20 protein-coding genes are annotated in these 20260 nt (G+C 32.2%); 2 read left to right on the top strand and 18 right to left on the bottom strand.

Annotated features, from left to right (window positions below; all coding sequences use genetic code 11):
* Nucleotides 1-69: 69 nt before the first annotated feature.
* Together gndA and P3U32_RS06475 are read right to left on the bottom strand one after the other, a co-directional pair.
* On the bottom strand, nucleotides 70-1473 hold the full coding sequence (gene gndA, locus P3U32_RS06480) for an NADP-dependent phosphogluconate dehydrogenase (protein WP_323704803.1): 1404 nt from the start codon (nucleotides 1471-1473) through the stop codon (nucleotides 70-72).
* A gap of 110 nt (nucleotides 1474-1583) precedes the next feature.
* A complete protein-coding gene (locus P3U32_RS06475) occupies nucleotides 1584-2699 on the bottom strand; it encodes a M20/M25/M40 family metallo-hydrolase (RefSeq protein WP_323704802.1) in 1116 nt (371 codons plus the stop codon).
* 95 nt (nucleotides 2700-2794) lie between these two features.
* Here P3U32_RS06475 and prli42 point away from each other — a divergent pair, with 95 nt between their 5' ends.
* The gene (gene prli42 / locus P3U32_RS06470; protein WP_323704801.1) at nucleotides 2795-2899 is read left to right on the top strand and encodes a stressosome-associated protein Prli42; all 105 of its coding nucleotides are present in this window, start codon (nucleotides 2795-2797) and stop codon (nucleotides 2897-2899) included.
* A gap of 63 nt (nucleotides 2900-2962) precedes the next feature.
* Here the strand turns inward: prli42 and P3U32_RS06465 are convergent, their stop codons facing one another.
* The 9 genes from P3U32_RS06465 to P3U32_RS06425 form a co-directional block, all read right to left on the bottom strand.
* Nucleotides 2963-3928 carry an aromatic acid exporter family protein gene (locus P3U32_RS06465; protein WP_323704800.1) on the bottom strand — a complete coding sequence of 322 codons (966 nt, stop codon included), beginning with the start codon at nucleotides 3926-3928 and terminating at the stop codon, nucleotides 2963-2965.
* A gap of 18 nt (nucleotides 3929-3946) precedes the next feature.
* On the bottom strand, nucleotides 3947-4384 hold the full coding sequence (locus tag P3U32_RS06460) for a BrxA/BrxB family bacilliredoxin (protein WP_323704799.1): 438 nt from the start codon (nucleotides 4382-4384) through the stop codon (nucleotides 3947-3949).
* Nucleotides 4385-4458: 74 nt separating this feature from the next.
* Nucleotides 4459-5745 carry a dihydrolipoamide acetyltransferase family protein gene (locus P3U32_RS06455; RefSeq protein ID WP_323704798.1) on the bottom strand — a complete coding sequence of 429 codons (1287 nt, stop codon included), beginning with the start codon at nucleotides 5743-5745 and terminating at the stop codon, nucleotides 4459-4461.
* An 11-nt stretch (nucleotides 5746-5756) separates the two neighbouring features.
* The gene (locus tag P3U32_RS06450; RefSeq protein ID WP_323704797.1) at nucleotides 5757-6740 is read right to left on the bottom strand and encodes an alpha-ketoacid dehydrogenase subunit beta; all 984 of its coding nucleotides are present in this window, start codon (nucleotides 6738-6740) and stop codon (nucleotides 5757-5759) included.
* On the bottom strand, nucleotides 6733-7731 hold the full coding sequence (locus P3U32_RS06445; RefSeq protein ID WP_323704796.1) for a thiamine pyrophosphate-dependent dehydrogenase E1 component subunit alpha: 999 nt from the start codon (nucleotides 7729-7731) through the stop codon (nucleotides 6733-6735). The genes P3U32_RS06450 and P3U32_RS06445 overlap by 8 nt, the downstream gene beginning before the upstream one ends.
* A 14-nt stretch (nucleotides 7732-7745) precedes the next feature.
* Complete coding sequence (gene lpdA / locus P3U32_RS06440) at nucleotides 7746-9158, bottom strand: dihydrolipoyl dehydrogenase (protein ID WP_323704795.1); 1413 nt, start codon at nucleotides 9156-9158, stop codon at nucleotides 7746-7748.
* Nucleotides 9159-9169: 11 nt separating this feature from the next.
* A complete protein-coding gene (gene buk, locus P3U32_RS06435; RefSeq protein ID WP_323704794.1) occupies nucleotides 9170-10231 on the bottom strand; it encodes a butyrate kinase in 1062 nt (353 codons plus the stop codon).
* Nucleotides 10231-11331 (bottom strand): Glu/Leu/Phe/Val dehydrogenase dimerization domain-containing protein, encoded by a 1101-nt coding sequence (locus P3U32_RS06430; protein WP_323704793.1) that lies wholly within the window; start codon nucleotides 11329-11331, stop codon nucleotides 10231-10233. The genes buk and P3U32_RS06430 overlap by 1 nt, the downstream gene beginning before the upstream one ends.
* Nucleotides 11332-11541: 210 nt before the next feature.
* Nucleotides 11542-12432, bottom strand: coding sequence for a phosphate acyltransferase (locus tag P3U32_RS06425; RefSeq protein WP_323704792.1), 891 nt, complete (start codon nucleotides 12430-12432; stop codon nucleotides 11542-11544).
* 120 nt (nucleotides 12433-12552) lie between these two features.
* Between P3U32_RS06425 and P3U32_RS06420 the strand changes: the two genes are divergently transcribed.
* Nucleotides 12553-12810, top strand: a complete 258-nt coding sequence (locus tag P3U32_RS06420; RefSeq protein WP_323704791.1) for a DUF2627 family protein — start codon at nucleotides 12553-12555, stop codon at nucleotides 12808-12810.
* Between the two features lie 17 nt (nucleotides 12811-12827).
* On the opposite strand, the gene P3U32_RS06415 is transcribed toward P3U32_RS06420, so the two are convergent.
* From P3U32_RS06415 to xseA, 7 genes are all read right to left on the bottom strand, one after another.
* Nucleotides 12828-13541, bottom strand: a complete 714-nt coding sequence (locus P3U32_RS06415; RefSeq protein ID WP_323704790.1) for a sporulation initiation factor Spo0A C-terminal domain-containing protein — start codon at nucleotides 13539-13541, stop codon at nucleotides 12828-12830.
* A 28-nt stretch (nucleotides 13542-13569) separates the two neighbouring features.
* Nucleotides 13570-15240, bottom strand: coding sequence for a DNA repair protein RecN (gene recN, locus P3U32_RS06410; protein ID WP_323704788.1), 1671 nt, complete (start codon nucleotides 15238-15240; stop codon nucleotides 13570-13572).
* A gap of 17 nt (nucleotides 15241-15257) precedes the next feature.
* A complete protein-coding gene (gene ahrC / locus P3U32_RS06405; RefSeq protein WP_323704787.1) occupies nucleotides 15258-15710 on the bottom strand; it encodes a transcriptional regulator AhrC/ArgR in 453 nt (150 codons plus the stop codon).
* 217 nt (nucleotides 15711-15927) lie between these two features.
* The gene (gene dxs / locus P3U32_RS06400; protein WP_323704786.1) at nucleotides 15928-17793 is read right to left on the bottom strand and encodes a 1-deoxy-D-xylulose-5-phosphate synthase; all 1866 of its coding nucleotides are present in this window, start codon (nucleotides 17791-17793) and stop codon (nucleotides 15928-15930) included.
* Between the two features lie 58 nt (nucleotides 17794-17851).
* Entirely contained in the window at nucleotides 17852-18730 is an 879-nt protein-coding gene (locus P3U32_RS06395) for a polyprenyl synthetase family protein (RefSeq protein WP_323704785.1), read from the bottom strand.
* Nucleotides 18711-18929, bottom strand: a complete 219-nt coding sequence (gene xseB, locus P3U32_RS06390; RefSeq protein WP_323704784.1) for an exodeoxyribonuclease VII small subunit — start codon at nucleotides 18927-18929, stop codon at nucleotides 18711-18713. The genes P3U32_RS06395 and xseB overlap by 20 nt, the downstream gene beginning before the upstream one ends.
* A gap of 5 nt (nucleotides 18930-18934) precedes the next feature.
* A complete protein-coding gene (gene xseA, locus P3U32_RS06385) occupies nucleotides 18935-20260 on the bottom strand; it encodes an exodeoxyribonuclease VII large subunit (protein WP_323704782.1) in 1326 nt (441 codons plus the stop codon).

Here is a 20260-nt window from a genome sequence, read left to right as displayed (position 1 = left end):
AAACCCCTGTAAAGCGCTTAGTAAACTGCTTTACAGGGATTTTGTTATTCTATCATTTATTAAATTAAATTATTTTGTCCACTCTGTGTGATAAACGCCATCTGTATCTTTACGTTCATAAGTATGAGCTCCGAAATAATCACGTTGTGCTTGAATTAAGTTTGCTGGTAAATCTTCTGAACGGTAGCTATCGAAATAGTTAATAGCAGAAGAGAAACCTGGAGTTGCAATACCTGCTTTAATTGCCGTTGCAGATACTTCTCTTAATGAACCTTGATATTTAGCAACGATATCATTAAAGTATGGGTCTAATAATAAGTTCGTTAACGCTTTGTCGTTATCATAAGCTTCTTTGATTTTTTGTAAGAATTGTGCACGAATGATACAACCTTCTCTCCAAATCATTGCTAATTCGCCTAATTTCAAGTCCCAACCATTTGTTTCACTAGCAGTTTTCATTTGAGCAAATCCTTGAGCATAACTACAAATCTTACTCATGTATAATGCTTGTCTAATTTGTTCTAAGAATGCTTCTTTATCGCCAGTAAATTCAGTTACTTCAGGATTGAATGATTGACTTGCTTTAACTCTTTCATCTTTAAATGATGAAATAAATCTAGCAAATACTGACTCAGTAATAATTGTTAATGGTACACCTAATTCTAAAGCATTAATTGATGTCCATTTACCAGTACCTTTTTGTCCAGCTTTGTCCATGATTTTTTCTACTAATGGTTCGCCATCTTCGTCTAATTTATTGAAAATTTCACCTGTAATTTCAATAAGGTAACTTTCAAGCTCACCTGTATTCCATGATTTAAATGTATCTGCTATTTCTTTATGATCCATGTGAAGTACACGTTTCATTAAGTCATAACTTTCAGCAATTAATTGCATATCTGCATATTCGATACCATTATGTACCATTTTAACGTAATGTCCTGCGCCATCTGGACCGACATAAGTTACACATGGTGATCCATCGCTCGCTTTAGCAGAAATACTTTCAAGAATTGGTGCTACTAATTCATAAGCTTCTTGTTGTCCACCTGGCATAATTGATGGTCCAGTTAATGCACCTTCTTCACCGCCAGAAACACCAGTACCAATAAAGTTAATACCACTTTCATCTAAGTATTGATTTCTACGTATTGTATCTAAATAATTTGTATTTCCGCCATCGATTAAGATGTCGCCTTTATCTAATAATGGTAATAAACTGTCGATTGTTTTATCAGTTGCTTCTCCAGCTTTAACCATTAATAAAATTTTTCTAGGTTTTTCTAATGAATCTACAAATTCTTCAATTGAATAGTTTGGATGTATATTTTTACCTTTTGATTCTTCGACCATTTGATCGACTTTCTCTTTTGAACGGTTATATACTGATACTGAGTAACCACGTGATTCAATATTCCAAGCTAAGTTTTTACCCATTACAGCTAAACCAACTACGCCTATTTCTTGTGTCATGAAATTAACCTCACTTTTTATCATTTTCTATTACATTTTAACACAGTTTATTATTAATCATCTTCTAATAACATTTTAATTTCAAATGAATACGTTTACATTTGCAAAATTTACGCAAGTTCTGAAATAGCGACGATTTGTTCTGTGATTTTTTGCAATTCTTCAACAGGCATACGTTCATTTTTGGTATGAATAAACTCATATCCTACGCCTAAAATAACAGTCGGAATACCGAAACCATTAATGACGTTGCCGTCTGATCCTCCACCTGTTACAACTAATTCAGATTGACGACCAATCTTCTTCGTTGCATTAACTGCTAGTTGTACAACTTCATCTTGTTCAGTTAAATTGATATTTGGATACATAATTTTCACATTAACATCAGCTGTACAACCAAACTCTTCAGCTGTTTTTTCAAATGCTTCTTTCATATGTGCTACTTGTTGTTGCATTTTTTCTTCATCAATTGATCTTGCCTCACTTAAAATATAAACATGATCACTTACAATATTCGTTGCAGTTCCACCTTCAAATCGCCCAATATTTGCGGTAGTTTCTTCATCTATTCTGCCTAAATTCATATGACTAATTGCTTTAGCAGCTATATTAATTGCAGAAACACCTTTCTCAGGTTCTAATCCAGCATGAGCTGTTTTACCAGTGATAATTGTTTCTATTTTCGCTTGTGTTGGCGCACCAATAACAGTTGTACCTACTTTACCAGGTGCATCAATCGCATAACCAAATTTAGCAGTAATGTCTTCAGGATTTAATGCTTTAGCACCTACTAATCCCATTTCTTCGCCGACAGTAATTACAAATTCAATATCCCCATGTTGAACATCTTGTTCTTTCATCACTTCGATTGCTTCTAATATAGCTGCTAATCCAGCTTTATCATCAGAACCTAATATTGTTTCTCCTTTAGAATAAATATAACCATCTTCACGTAGCTCAGGTTCAATACCGTTACCTGGATTGACTGTATCCATATGGCTCGTAAAATAGATTGCTGTTTTTTGATTATCTTTAGCATTCAGTTTACAAATGAGGTTCCCTGCACCATATCCTGTATCTTTTTGTGAATCATCCTCTTTAACTTCTAAACCTAGATCTCTGAACTTTTGAATTAATAAGTCAGCGATTTGTCTTTCGTTTTTAGATTCAGAATCGACCTTAACTAATTCTATAAAAGTATCTAACAATCTTTGCTTGTTTATCATGCTATTCCCTCATTTCAATTATTTAAATATCTCACTATCTAGTGTATAATAGTTAATAAATATATACAAAATTATTGTTCAAAGTGAGGTTTATTATGGGTAATAAGAAACTCCGCAAAATAGTAATCATAGTGATGCTTGTAGCAATTGTTGCGTCACTTATTCTATCAGGTGTACTACCATTTTTATTAACAAATTAAGTTAAAACTGAATATGTTTGAATAACACAAAAACCATCTGTGAAGTCCACAGATGGCTTTTTGTTATTTTTTTAAACTACCAAATTGAGATTTAATACGTAAATACTCTTCAACTTCATTAAGTAATTGGAATAAAGCTGCAATACTTTCGAGTTCTTCTTGTGTTTTTGGTAATTCAATAGACTGTAGTTTGATTTTTATTTCATATAAACTATGCAATCTCATAAGTGTATAATCTTTACTTTGTACATTTTGTGAAACGTCAAACAGCAATTGACTACATAAAAAATGTGCGTGTTGACTATGTTGCATAGATTCAATTAATTTCTTCATTCGTTTTAATAATGTGAGTTGTTCTTCTCTCATATCAAAATAATGATAGTACGAATTTTCATTTCTTACAAAATGATTTTTTACTTCCCTAAACGCTAAAGATTTAGCTTGTTTAATATTTTGGGATACTTTCTCAAATGAAGGAATGTTTAATTGTTTATTCGGGTCCATTAACCCTTTACTAAATACATACGTAATCAAAATAAAATCATCTTCAATTTTTCGTTTATATTGGTTGAGTTTATGATCTAAACTTGGCATAAACATGTTCATAATTAACGCGATACCAATACCAATTATAAGTAGTAATATTTCGTTGATTATTAAATGTAAATCAATAGATTCTGCTAAGAATAAATGCAAAATGATTACACAACTTGTTACGATACCTTCTTGTACACCAATCATTACCGTAATTGGTATGAATAAGAGCACCATTAACCCTAATACAAGCGGTGTGCTGCCTAAGTAAGTAAAGAATAACGATGCACACATAATCGCAATAAAACATGCGATAAAACGATAAATTGCCGCTTCAAATGATTTCACTCTCGTATCTTTAATACAAAGGACGACTAAAATAGCACTTGACGCATAATTTTCTAAACCTATTAACTGAGAAAGGATGACAGCTAATGTCATCCCTAAAGCAGTCTTTAATGTTCTATAACCTATTCTATACGGTTTTATTTGCATAAGAATCTAATCAATCCTTTATATTTCTTTACAATGCTCTTCAAATAACGCTTGAATATTTGTGATGACACTCATTGGATCATGTCCTTCTATTTCGTGTCTTTCTATCATTTTTACAATTTTACCATCTTTAAGAAAAGCAAATGATGGACTTGAAGGCGGATATCCTTCGAAGTAATCTCTTGCTGTTGCTGTAGCTTCTTTATCTTGTCCTGCAAATACAGTTACGAGTTGGTCTGGTAATTTATCATAGTGTAATGCATGTTGTGCTGCAGGTCTTGCGATGCCACCTGCACAACCACATACTGAATTAACCATAACAAATGTTGTACCAGGTTTATTAAAAGTAGACTCAACATCTTCTTTAGTTGTTAATTGCTTATATCCTGCCGCTTCTATCTCGTTTCTTGCTGAATTGACAACATCATTCATATATAAATTAAAATCCATTTCCATAAAAAAAGCCTCCTGTAATAATAGATAAGTCTATTTTACAGGAGAATGTATTGTAAAACAATGAGAAGGTTTTGTTAATAGATTGATGTATTCTCAATTGTCATACTTTGTAATCTTTCTTTCACATATTTCAGAAATTCACCAGCCATTAAGCCATCTAAAATTCTGTGGTCAATAGACAGTGATAAATTAACCATATCTCGAATGCCGATCATGTCATTTACAACGACTGGCCTTTTAACAATTGATTCAACTTGTAGTATAGCTGCTTGTGGGTGATTAATAATTCCCATTGATGATACAGAACCGAATGAACCAGTATTATTAACTGTAAATGTTCCACCTTGCATATCTTGTGAAGTTAATTTATGTTTTCTACCTCTTGTAGCTAGATCATTAATTTCTTTTGCAATACCTTTAATAGATTTATCGTCTGCATTTTTGATTACTGGTACATACAATTTATCTTCACTAGCAACTGCAATAGAAACATTTATATCTTTATGAATTTTAATTTCATCGTTTGACCAAGTGCTATTAAGCATTGGATATTTTTTCAAGCCTTCTGCAACTGCTTTAACAAAGAATGCAAAGAATGTTAAATTAAATCCTTCATTTTGTTTAAATGATGATTTGTGATGTTGTCTTGTTTTAACAAGATCAGTAGCATCTACTTCAACCATCATCCATGCATGAGGGATTTCATTCACACTTTGTACCATTTTATTTGCGATTGCTCTTCTCACACCATTAACAGGTATAGATTCACCAATATGTTCAGTAGATGTATCTGCTTCAATTTGATTGCTTTGTTCAACAGGCGCCTCTTTTACAACACTTTCTTTAGGTTGTGATTGCGTTTGTTCTACATTTTCATCTTGTTCTATCGCATTTAAAATATCTTTCTTAGTGACACGTCCTAAATGGCCTGTACCTTTAACACCATCTAAATTAATGCCATTTTCACTCGCTAATTTAAATACAACTGGTGAGAATTGACCATTATTTTGTTTTTCTGTTTTATCGTTTGACTCTGCAGTTTTATTTGATTCTTTTGCTTGCGTAGGTTCTTCAGCCGTATTTTCTTCAGGCTCTTCTGATGAAGTCGTTGCTACATCTCCTGAATCGCCTTCTACATCCATACGACAAATAATTGTACCAACGTCTACTGTTTCCCCAGCTTCTACAACAAGTTCTTTGATGACGCCGCTGAATGTAGATGGTACTTCCGCTGTTACCTTATCTGTAATTACTTCACATAATGCATCATATTCTTCGATTGTGTCACCTGGTTTAACAAGCCATTGTTCAATCGTTCCTTCATGCACACTTTCTCCAAGCTTTGGCATTTTAACGTCCATCATTATACCTCCTAAAATTCAGCTAATGTTCTCATTTTTTGTTCGATTTTTTCTGGATTCATCATAAAGAAATCTTCCATAGGTGGTGAGAATGGCATTGCCGGTACATCAGGTCCAGCCAATCTTGCTATTGGAGCATCTAGGTCAAATAAACAGTTTTCTGCAATGATTGCAGACACTTCACTTATAACACTACCTTCTAAATTATCTTCAGTGATTAACAATACTTTACCAGTCTTTTTAGCACAATTGATAATTGTTTCTTTATCTAATGGATATAAAGTACGTAAATCAACAATTTCAGCATTGATACCTTCCGTTGATAATATTTCAGCTGCTTGCAAAGCATAATTAACACATAAACCGTATGTGAATACTGTAATGTCTGTACCTTCACGTTTTACATCTGCTTTGTCTAATGGCACTGTATAATATTCTTCAGGCACTTCTTCTTTTAATAATCGATATGCTTTCTTATGTTCAAAGTACAACACTGGGTCATTATCTTCAATTGACGCTAATAAAAGACCTTTTGCATCATATGGTGTTGATGGGATAACGACTCTTAATCCAGGTGTCGAACAGAATATCGTTTCAATACTTTGTGAATGGTAAAGTGCACCATGAATCCCGCCTCCAAATGGACTACGGATAGTCATTGGACAATCCCAGTCATTATTAGAACGGTATCTAATTTTTGCTGCTTCATTGATAATTTGATTTGTCGCTGGAACAATATACTCTGCAAATTGTATTTCAGCAACTGGGCGTTTCCCCATCATAGCTGCACCAATAGATGCACCAACGATATTGGATTCCGCTAATGGTGAGTCCATAACTCTTCCAGCACCATATTTGTCATATAAATTTTTAGTAGCGCCAAATACGCCGCCTTTTAACCCAACGTCTTCACCAATGACAAATACATTTTTATCTTTTTCCATCGCTTGATCCATCGCTTGATTAATTGCGTCTAGATAAGATAATTTAGGCATTTTGTTCGCCTCCTTGATCATATACATGTGTTAAAGCTTCTTCAGGCAATGGATAAGGTGCCTTTTCAGCATTCTTTGTAGCTGTATTGATTTCTTGTTTAATTTCATCATCTAATTGTTTGAACCAAGCTTCGTCACCAATTTCATTATCAACTAAATATGATTTAAATTTAATAATACAGTCATTTTCTTTTTCTTCTTTCATTTCTTCTGCCGGACGATAGTTATCGTCATCATCAGATGAATGAGGTGTTAACCGACTACATAAAGCTTCAATCAATGTTGGACCTTCCCCATTGATTGCACGTTCTCTTGCACGTTTCACTGCTTCATAAACTGCAATTGGGTCATTACCATCTACTTGCTCACCAAAAGCGCCATATCCAGCTGCTCTTGAAGATAGATCATCAGTAGCAAATTGTAGATGGCTCGGTACAGATATCGCATATTTATTGTTTTCAATGATACAGATGTAAGGCAGTTTGTGAACGCCGGCAAAGTTCATCGCTTCATGAAAATCACCTTGGCTCGTACTTCCCTCACCTAAAGTTGCAAGTGCAACACTTTTCTTTCCATCCATTTTTATAGATAAACTTGCACCAACTGCATGTAATACTTGTGTCGTTACACAAGAACCCTGTGTTAAGATACCCAAATCTTTTTTACTAAAATGAGAAGGCATTTGTTTACCACCACTTGACGTATCACCTTGTTTAGCAAATGCAGCTAACATTGATTCCTCAGCTGTAATACCTCTAGCTGTTACTAACGCTAAATCTCTATAGTATGGTGCTAAAATATCTTCATCTTTAAGTGCGAAATATGTACCTATTTGTGTAGCTTCTTGACCTTGGCAGCTAATAACAAAAGGCAATTTCCCAGCTCTATTTAAAAGCCACATTCGTTCGTCAATCTTACGTCCTAACAACATCCATTTATACATTTGTTTTAAGTCTTCATGCGTTAATCCGACAGTCTTATAATCTAACATCTAATCTCTCCTCTTTAGACGTGAATAGCACGATTCTCAGATTTCAATCCTAATTCCATAAGCACTTCCCCAATTGAAGGGTGCGCATGTACAGTAGTAGCTAATTCTTCAGTAGAACCATTCATAAATGTAAATAACGCGGCTTCATTAATTAGTTCAGTTACTTTAGCACCAATCATATGAATACCTAATACTTTATCATTTTCAACATCTTTAATTAATATACATTCACCTAAACCATTATTTTCGATTACAGATTTACCAATCGCTTTAAATGGTACTTTAAACTTCTTATATGAAATTCCAGTATTTTTTGCATCTTGTTCGGTCATACCAATGGATGCCACTTCCGGATTTGTATAGATACATCTTGGAACTGTTAAGTAATCCAGTAAAATCGGATTTAAATCAAACATATGCTCAACAGCAATTGTACCTTCCTTCGTTGATACATGTGCTAATTGATAATTTCCGATTACATCACCAACTGCATAAATATGTTTATCATCAGTTTGGTAAACATCATTAGTGATGATGTATCCTTTATCATCTGTTTTAATCTTTGTATTATTCAAGCCTAAATCATCGGTATTTGGTTTTCTGCCGACAGCTACTAATACTTTATCAAATCGTTGTTGTTCACCTTGAATCTGTACATCGACACATTCATCATCGATTTGAATATCTGATTCAGATAAAGGTAATCCTTCTATGATTTTAATTCCTGATTGCTCAAATTGTTTCTTCAATGTTTTACTTATTTCTTGTTGCTCATTTGGAATGATTGAAGGTCCAGCTTCTACCACAGTAACGTCTACTGATAAATCATTAAGTAATGAGGCAAATTCTAAGCCAATAACACCGCCACCAACAATTAAAATGTTTTTCGGCAATTGTTCTAATTGCATCATATCATCACTAGAAATGATCGTTTGATGATTAAATTTCAGAAATGGCAATTCAACAGGTCGTGATCCAGTCGCTATTAATACGTTTTGGTTCACAAGTAATTCTGATTCACCATTTTCAAACTCTACTGAAACAGTCCCAGCTTGTGGTGAAAATAATGATGGCCCTAATATTCTGCCATTACCTTCATAAACATCAATTTTATATTTTTTCATCAAGGATTGTACACCTTGATACATCGTATTTACTGTTTCATCTTTTTTACTTACAATATCTTTCATATCAAAATCTGCTGAAGCGGTCTTAATACCATAATCATTTGCATGATTAATGTATCTTAAAATTTCAGCGGTTTTTAAATATGATTTGGTTGGAATACATCCTTTATGTAAGCACGTTCCACCAACCTTAGATTTCTCTACTAATGCTACACTTTTTCCAAGTTGTGACGCTCTAATTGCAGATACATAACCTGCAGTTCCACCACCAAGAATAACTAAATCATAGTCTTTAGACATAGTATTACTCCTTATTCATATGACTTGGTACTAATTTTACCGTATAAGAGGTCCATAACGCCAGTATTTAAGGCGTGCATTTCTTTTTCTCCTGCATATATAGTAACATTTTGTATCCAAGATACATATTGTTTTACTTTATTTATTAAATATTTTGAATAACTAAGGCCACCAGTTAAAATGATTTGATCAACATCTCCTTCTAAAGAAGCAGCACAAGCACCAATATATTTTGCCACTTGATAACACATTGTATCTAATACAAGTTGCGCTTTTTGATCACCATTTTCCATTAACTTTTCAATTTCTAAACAATTATTTGTTCCGAAATATGACATTAATCCAGCGTGTTTAGATAATTCATTCATTGCTTCATGTACGGTAAATTCATTTTCTATAAGCCATGTTATCAATACATCGTTTGGTATAGATCCTGCTCTTTCAGGACTTAATGGTCCTTCGCCTAATAATCCATCATTAACTTCAATGACACGACCTTTTCGATGTGCACCAACAGTAATACCGCCACCTAAATGCGCAACGATAACATTAATATCTTCATACTTACGATTGACCGATTTAGCAAATTCTTTAGCTACTGATTTCTGATTTAAAGCGTGGAAAATACTTCTTCTTTCCAATCCTTTAATACCAGTTAAACGTGCTTCTGGCATAAGTTCATCTACAACTACTGGATCTACAATGTAAGATTCGATATTTAATTCTTTTGCAATTTCATAACCAATCACACCGCTTAAGTTAGATGCATGAAACCCATATTTAAACGTCTTTAAATCATTGTACATTTTCTTATTTATTATGTATGTGCCGCCTTCAATCGGCTTTAAAACACCACCTCTACACGCAATAGCATCTATTGCGTGTAGAGAAATATGGTGAAGGTTTAATGCATTCTTGATACTTTCAAGTCTAAAATCAACTTGATCATTTAATGGAAGATTCGTTTGTTCAATGTCGTGTCTAATAACATCTTCAAATTTCATATCATATTCAGTAAAAACTGCGATTTTGGATGACGTGCTCCCTAAATTAAGTACAAGAATTTTTTTCATTACTTTTTACCTCTAGATATGATTGATCTTTCAGTTTTTAAGAAATTACTTCTAACATTCTTCAATTGTTCAATACGTTCTTCTGCTAATATTTCAGCAGCACGTGCAGTTGTAATGTGATCGCGTTTACTGATTTCAAAAACTTTATCCATTTGATCGTAAATTTTTTCGATATTAGAAACGGCTCTTACTTCGTTATAACCATCTAATTCATCTGCTACGTTAATTACACCACCTGAATTAGCTACAAAGTCAGGTGCATACACAATGCCTTTGTCTTCTAATTGGCTACCGTGATTATCTATATCTTCTAATTGGTTATTTGCACTTCCGCAAACAACTTTTACTTTTAATCTTTCGATTGTATCGTCGTTTAATACGCCACCTAATGCACATGGCGCAAATATATCTGCTTCAACATCATAAATATCATTAATACCGACAGCTGTTGCATTAAAGTCATTAACAACTCTATCGACTGCTTCTTGGTTAATATCTGTAACGATTAATTTTGCTCCAGCTTCATGTAAATAACGACATAAGTCATAAGCGACGTGACCAACACCTTGTACAGCTACAGTTTTACCAGATAAATCATCTGTTCCAAAAGCTTCTTTAGCTGCTCTCTTCATTGAAACGTATACACCTAAAGATGTTTTAGGACTTGGATTACCACTTGATTGGTGACTTTCAGAAAGTCCAACAACATAATCAGTTTCTTCAAAAATTAAATCCATATCAGCTTCTGTAGTACCAACATCTTCAGCAGTAATATATCTACCATTTAAACTTTCAACATATCTACCTAAAGCTCTAAATAAAGCTTCTGATTTATCTTTTTTTGGATCACCGATAATTACAGTTTTTCCGCCACCTAGATTTAATCCAGCTGCAGCGTTTTTATATGTCATACCTCTTGAAAGGCGTAATGCATCATTAATTGCTTCTTCTTCATTTTCGTATGGCCACATTCTACATCCACCTAATGCAGGCCCTAAAGTTGTATCGTGGATTGCAATAATTGCTTTTAATCCAGAGCTCTTATCATGGCAGAATACAATTTGTTCATAGTCATATTTCTCTATAGTTTCGAATAACATATAAATCCCCTTTTCATCCATAAATTAATTAACTTCATTTCTAATTTTACATCAAAAGTTTTATTTATCAAATAAATTGACGATAAATGACAGCGCTTTCAAAAAGTAAAACTTTTTAGAAAATTCAAAATAAATTGATTTATAAGCCTTGAAACCACTTTCATTTTATCGCTTTAAAGAGTATAGTTATTGATTTATTATTATAATATACTAAATGAGCATTAAAGCACTACAAATGGAATGAAATTTGTCACGTGAGTTATCTGAACGTGATGTTAAAATTATTGGTATTTTTGCACCTATTATTATAGATGCAACATCTGCATGTGATAAATAAACCAGTGATTTGTATAATATATTACCACTTTCTATTTGTGGCACGATTAATCCATCTACATTACCTGAAATATTTGAGTCAATATTTTTAATGATTGATGCTTGTTTATTAATTGCTGCATCAAAAGCAATTGGTCCTTCAATCATTACATCAGTACTCATATTTTTGAAATGAGATACAACAGCATGCGCATCTACAGAAGATTGCATTTTAGGATTAACATTTTCAATTGCGGATAATACTGCAATATTTGGTTTTTCTATTCCGAGTATGTGTAAAGTATCAATTAAATTTGAAGTGATTTCAATTTTCTCTTCTGTATTCGGTGCAATATTCATTGCTACATCTGAGATAGCTAGCATCTTATGATATTCAGGTACATTAAATAATGCAACGTGACTCATTCTGTTTGATGTTTTTAATTGATATTTATCATTTAATATTTCTTTTAATAAGGTTGAAGTTGAAATGATACCTTTCATAATTAAATCTGCTTCTCCTGTTGTTACTGAATTTACACATTCTGAAACGGTATGTTGTTCATCTCTAGTTTGTACAATATGAATTCTCTTGAATTCTGTTGCGCTTAAATTAAAAGAACGAATTAATTCATCTTGTGGCTCTTCATCAAATAAAATAAAGTTCACATTCGTTTCTTTAATTGCCTTAACCACTGATTTAATAACACTTTCGTCATTAGATTTACAAACTGCGATCGTTGCTTTAACTTGTTTGCCTTTTTCAATGATTTCGTTAAATTGCATGTCATCCCCTCCATTTACTATCATAATCAAATTTATAATATTATTCCATTTTTTGAATGTTTACTTTTAAACAATAACTCATATATAATATAAGTAATTCAATTATAGGGGTTTATTCTTATGCAAAAGTACGTTGCGTTACTTATATTAATTATTCCTGGCATACTTGCTGGACTAGGTATTAAGTGGATGAGAGATGCTGTCTTTGGTGTACTCGTACCACAATTACATTTTATTTGGGTTCAATTCTTATTAGGATTCATATTTTTTGTATTTGGTATTGTATTTATTGGTGGCTACATATTGCATCGAGAGAAGAAAAACAAACGCGCACAGGAACAATTTTTAAAGAAAAATTCAAAAAATAAAAACAACTGACAAATTTATTCACTTAGTCAGTTGTTTTTATTTTGAGATTCATTATAAATTTTAAATAAGTGACCCATTAATTCACCATTTGTAGGCTTCATATATGATTTCTCAGTATTGTACCAGTACAATTTCAATTCTTTATCCCACGCCAATTTGATGGCGTGTCTAATTGATCTTTCTACACTATTCGCTTGAACACCATAGTGTTCAGATATAAGTGGATAAAGTTCTTTAGTTAATTGCATTTTATGTGAATGATTTAGCATTAAATGTATACCATATTTAATATAGTGATAACCATTCAAGTTATTTGATATACCTATATTTTCTAGTAATGAATCAACTGCATCTGCTTCTTCGGGACTCACTTCACTTGTCTCAAGAACACGATGGATAGTATTCAGTAATACATCAAACTCCACAGGTTTAATTAAGAAGTAATCAACACCTAGAGATACAGATTCTTTTAAAATATCATCACTGACAAATGCGCTCATACAAATGACTTTATATTCTTTATCAGGCTTAATATAATTTTTTAACAATGTTAACCCATCTATATGAGGCAATATTAAATCTAATAAAAGTACATCAAAATTCTTTTCATTAAGGAAATCGAGCGCTTCTTTCCCATTATAGCCAATATTAACAATTTCAATATTTTGTTTCTTTAAGAATTGTGTAACTTCACTCACATATGCTTTTGAGTCTTCTATTATTGCTAACTTAATTACCATATTGAACACCCTACCGAATCTTTCTATTTTAATTCTTATTTTGTAATATCATTTCTTTTGCATGTTGTCTTGTTAATTCTGTCACTTCAACACCAGAAATCATTCGTGCGATTTCATCGATTTTTTCTTCTCCATCTAGTTGCTTAATTGAAGTAGTGGTACGATCATTTATTGTTTCTTTAGTGATATATAAATGATTGTCACAAATCGCTGCTACTTGAGGTAAATGAGATATACAAATCACTTGTAATGATTGAGATATTTGATACATTTTTTCTGCCATTTTTTGAGCTACTCTACCCGATACACCTGTATCCACTTCATCAAATAGAATTGCAGTTTGTCCTTTAGAAGATACAAAAATGCTTTTTAATGCGAGCATAATTCTGGAAAGTTCACCACCAGATGCAATTTTATTTAAACTTTTAAGTGGTTCACCTTTATTTGGGCTTATTAAAAACTCAACTTCTTCTAAACCATTTTTATTCGGCGCTGTTTTAGTAAATGTAATTTCAATATTGGCATCTTGCATATGTAAGTTTTGTACTTCATCTACAAGACGGTCTCTTAGTTGTAAAGCAACTTTACGTCTTTGTTTAGAAAGTGCTTGGCCACTCTTCAAGACAGATTCATTTAATTCATTAATTTCCTCTCTTAGCTGTGAAGTGCTTTGTTCGTAATTTTCAATTTTAAAAATTTCATCTTCAATTTTATCTCTATATTTAATTAATTCAGGAATACTCTTACCATACTTTCTATTCAAATCTGAAAGTACATTCAATCTTGATTCATATTCATTTAACAGAGATTCATCGAAATCATTAGATGTTAATTCATTATATAGTTCATGTTTATAATCTTCTAATGTGTAATACATTTGATCTAACTCTTCACTAAAAGAAGTATATTTATCAGGAATAATATCATTGATGTGTTGAATCTCTTGATTAAGTTCATATATTTTGTCAGTAATGTTTTCTTCACTACTTAATAATAAATGTGCTTTATTTAAGCTTTCGTTAATCTTTTCATGATTTTGTAACTTCTTAATTTCTTGATTTAAGAATTCAAGCTCATCTTCTTTAAGATTTGCATCTTGCAATTCGTCTCTTTGAAATTTAATCAAATCTAATCGTTGTAATAGAGCTTGATCTTGTGACTCTAACTTATCAAGTTCTTGTTTTTTTAATTGGTAGGATTTGAAGTTAGAAGTATATTGCTCAATTTCTTTATCATATAAACCATCTGCAAAATCATCTAAAAGTGATAAATGATACTTAGGTTTTAACAATACTTGCGTTTCATGTTGTCCATGAATATCTAACAATTCCTGCATAACGAGTTTCAAATCCGTTAATGTTACGTTTTGATTATTTAATTTACAAATACTTTTCCCAGAAGCAAATATTTCTCTTTTAACAAAAAGGAAATCTTCGTCAAATTCAATATCCAATTCTTTTAAAATTTTGTTAACGTTAGGTACATCATCAATATCAAATACACCTTCGATAATCGCTTTTTGTTCCCCATGTCGAACAAAACTTTGAGATGCTCTTGCGCCAACTAATTGCCCGATTGCATCAATGATGATAGATTTCCCTGCTCCTGTTTCACCACTTAATACAGTGAGACCATCTGCAAAGTTGATTTCTAATGATTCAATTATAGCGAATTGTTTTATTGTAAGTGCTTGTAACATTGTATATTAAATCTCCTTTAAAGCATATTGAAAATTCTGTCAGTAATAATCTCAGCAGACTCAACATCTTTACAAATAATCAAACATGTATCGTCACCACAAATAGTGCCAATTACTTCTTTCCAATCAATCTGATCAATAATTGCACCAATGGATTGTGCATTACCCGGAAGTGTTTTCAATACTAATAAATTACCTGCTCCATCAATTTTAACGAATGAATCCATAAGATATCTTCCCAATTTATCTATAGGATGGTACTTACGATCTCTTGGCAAACTATAAATATATTGCCCTGATGGCGCTGGTACTTTTATAAGTTGTAACTCTTTAATATCTCGCGAAATCGTCGCTTGGGTAATATTCAAATCATATTCATTTAACCTTCGAACAAGTTCTTCTTGAGTCTCTATTTGTTCATTTGAAATGATTTCTCTAATCTTAATTTGACGCATTGTTTTATTTGCCATATTTAACACCTCTATCACTGAATATTTATACAATAATAATAGCATATAATGTTTCAAAATAATAATTTAACCATTAATATGCTCATTTACCGTAATTGGATAATATAAATAATAAATACATTTTTATACGCTCATTTATTATTTATACATTTTATGTTTAAAACCGTTAAAAAAGCCAAATTACAAATTCAATTTGGCTTTTTAATGTTACTTTAATTTATTTGATTGATTTTATTAATGAAATAATATTTGCTTTGGAAATACCTATGTCTTCTAATAATAGATCTACATCACCATGTTCTATATATTCATTGTTAATACCTAATCTTCTTAACATATTTGTATAATCATGGTCTTTTAAAAATGTAGCTATTTGACTGCCTAAACTAGAAGTTAACATAGATTCTTCAACAGTTATAATTGGAATGTTTGATGTTCCAAGCTCATGAAGCATCTTTGTATCCATTGGTTTTATAAAACGCGCATTTACAACTTTTACATGAATATCTTCTTTTAATAATTCATCTGCAATATCCGTAATAAGTTCGACAGTCGGACCATAACTGATTAATACAACATCATGTCCTTGTCGTTCGTATGTCCACGTTCCAATTTCTAAAATATTTTGTTGTGCACTTTCATCAAGTGCTGGTGCATTTCCTCTTGGATATCTGATAGCCATTGGTCCATGTTCAGTTTCAAATGCTGTTTTGACCATATCTAGCGCTTCGTTCCCATCTTTAGGCATCATGACAATAAAGTTTGGAAATTGGCATAAAAACCCTATATCAAATACACCTTGATGAGTTTCACCATCCGCGCCAACTAATCCAGCACGGTCAACACCAAATAATACATTTAAATTTTGTCTATCTACATCGTGTAACAATTGATCATAGGCTCTTTGCATAAATGTAGAATATATAGCTACGTAAGGTTTCATTCCTTGAGTTGCTAATCCTGCTGCCATCGTTACTGCATGTTGTTCAGCGATACCAACATCGAAGAATTGCTCAGGTAACGCTTGTTGAAATTTTGTGAGTTTTGAACCAACAGGCATAGCCGGTGTTATTGCTACAACTCTTTTATCCGTTTTAGCATATGATAATACTTGATCACTCATTAAAGCACTCCATGCTGGTCCTTTTGAATGGTCATTAATGACTTCACCAGTTTCTAATTTATACGGTCCAAGACCATGCCATGTCCCAATCGTATCAATTTCAGCTGGTTTATAGCCTTTACCTTTTTTAGTAACAACATGAATAATAACTGGCTTGTTTATTTGCTTTGAAGTAGAGATTGCTTCATCTAATTCTTTGAAATTATGTCCATCAACGGGACCGATGTATTTAATACCTAATTCTTCAAAAAATATACCATCAACAACTAAATATTTTAAACTGTCTTTGATTTTATCGGCTGAATCTCTTAATAACGGACCACCCGGTAACCTATTAATAAAACTTTGCGCATCAAATTTAAATCTATTGTAATTGTGATTCATTCTGATGCGACCAAACATATTATGCATCGCACCTACATTTGGAGCAATACTCATTTCATTATCGTTTAATATGATTGTTAAATTGGTCTTATCATGACCAATATGATTTAACGCTTCCAGTGCCATACCACCAGTTAATGCACCATCACCAATAACTGGTACAACATGATGATTACCACCTTGAATATCACGTGCTTTAGCCATCCCCATAGCTGCAGATAGAGAAGTAGAACTGTGTCCTGCTTCCCACACGTCGTGTTCAGACTCTTTCATTTTAGGAAAACCACATAATCCTTTATATTGTCTTAAAGTATCAAATTCATGTACACGACCTGTTAAAATTTTATGTATATAAGCTTGGTGACCTACATCCCATATTATTTTATCAGTCGGACTATTAAAATGTTTATGCAAACTAATTGTTAGTTCAACTACACCTAAATTTGCACCAATATGCCCGCCCGTGATCGAACAAGTTTCAATTAAAAACTTTCTGATATCAGTACTTAATTGTTCAAGTTCGGAATGAGATAAGTCTTTAATAAAGGAAGGGTTTTTAATTTTTGAAATTTCCATATTCTAACCACCTTAAGCCCATTTTCGACGAAGTTCTCATTAGCATTAGTTTAATAATTTATTTATCTCTACTTGCAAATAATTTTGTAAGTGATTTGAGTTCTTCTGTTTGATACTTTTCATCTAATTGATCAAGTAAGTAAAGTGCTTGATTAACATGTTGTTCAAGTGCAATTTTTGTATTTACTTTACCAAGTATCGAAATATAAGTGCTTTTATTGTTGATTTCATCACTACCGACAGCTTTACCAATTTTATCGAAATCACCTTCGATATCTAGCAAATCGTCTTTAATTTGGAAAATCATTCCTAACTCTTGACTAAATGCATCTAATAATAAAAATGTTTTACTATTTGCTTTAGCAATCGTACATGCAGCAACTACTGAAAAACGAATCAAAGCGCCAGTTTTATATCTATGAATTTTTCTCAATGTATCTAAAGTGATTTCTTTATCTTCACTGTCCATATCTAATACTTGGCCACCTACCATGCCTTGATGTCCAGATGATTCTGACAGTAATCTGATAAGTTTAATTTTGTCTTCAGCTTCTATATTTGCATCTTTTGTAATTAATTCGAATGCTTTTGTTAATAATGCATCACCTGCTAAAATCGCAATCGCTTCTCCATAAACTTTATGGTTTGTTTGTAAACCACGTCTATAATCATCATTGTCCATCGCTGGTAAATCATCATGTATAAGTGAATATGTATGAATCATTTCAAGCGCTTTAGCCGTTTCGATTCCTTTTTTTAGGTCTGTATGTAACATTGATAATGTCATCAGTAATAAAACCGGACGAATACGTTTACCACCAGCAGAAAGTGAATACTTCATACTTTCTTCAAGTTTAGTATTCACTACTTGATCAAAAAATGTACGATCTAATGAATCATTAAAGATATCAACGTATTTATTCATGATTTGACTCATCTGATGCACCCTCTTTTTGAACAAGTTTGTTTACTTTATCTTCGGCTTCTTTAAGCTTAAGTTCACATTTACTACTTAATTCAATACCTCGTTGATAAAGTTCAATAGACTCTTCTAATGATATATTTTCTTCGTCTAATTTACCGACTACTTTTTCTAATTCAACCATCATTTCTTCAAAACTTTGTTCTTTAGCCATTATTGTCACCTAATTTCTTTAACATTAGCATTTATTTTACCATCTTTTAAATTAATCGTAATTTCATCATCAACTTGCAAATCATTTTTACTTGTTATTATTTTATCATTTTTTTCTATAATTGAATAACCTCTTAGCATGGTTTGCGTAGGACTTAATGTATCTAATTGTACAACTTGTCCTTTAAGTAGTTGTTGCTTTTGAGTTAGTATACGATTCATTAATTGTGTTTGCATTATGTTCAGTCTATTAAAATCTTGTCTGAATTGATTTTTTTTATTAATAATCGGACCAATTGAAAGTTTGTTGTGCAATATATTTAAGCGATGTTTTTCACTTAAGAATAATTGTTCCATTGATCGATTTAATTGTTTTTGATAGTCATCTAATTTTTGTGTTTCTTGATCATATAATAAAGTTGGCGTTTTCAACTTGTAATATGAAGATAATTGCTTTAACTGTTGTTTATCACGTTGAATCTTCTGTGCGATATGCTTCGTAATATATTGGCGACCATTATTTATCAATTGATATAGCGCCTGAATATCTGGAGTTGCAATAACAGCAGCTTGTGTTGGCGTTGCAGCTCTTACATCACTCACAAAGTCACTGAGCGTTGTATCTGTTTCGTGACCAACTGCTGAAATAACTGGAGTAGAACAATTGTAGATAGCTTCAACGACTTCTCTTTCATTGAAACTCCAAAGGTCTTCAATTGATCCACCACCACGACCAACGATAATAACATCAACACCCATAGCGTCTGCTTTTTCAATATTGTTAATGATATTATCCTTAGCTTCTTTACCTTGTACTAGTGTACTTATTAATACTTGTTCTGCAAGTGGATAACGTTTATCTAAGGTAGAACATATATCTCTTATTGCAGCTCCAGTTGAAGCAGTTAATACTGCTATTTTTTGTGGGTATTTTGGAATACTTAATTTATGTTCTTCTTTAAAATATCCTTTTTCAGCTAATTCTTTTTTTAATGCTTCAAATTTTTCATATAATAAACCAACACCATCTAATTGCATTGATTGAACATAAATTTGATAGGCGCCTCTCGTTTCATACAAACCTATTCTACCTTCGATTAAGACTTGGTCGCCTTCTTTTGGATTAAATGATAGTTGGCTCGCATTAGACTTAAACATCATCGCACTTAAGACACCTTTATTATCTTTTAGCGCGAAATAAAGGTGTCCACTTGAATGACGTTTAAAATTTGAAATTTCACCTTTTATGAACACATTTTGCAGATGTGGGTCTTGATCAAATTTGTATTTAATATATTTAGTTATAGCTGTAACTGATAAATATTTATCCAT

The organism is Mammaliicoccus sp. Dog046 (genome assembly GCF_034039665.1).
In the GTDB taxonomy this organism is placed as follows: domain Bacteria; phylum Bacillota; class Bacilli; order Staphylococcales; family Staphylococcaceae; genus Mammaliicoccus.
This window is presented reverse-complemented; position numbering and strand designations above follow the sequence as displayed.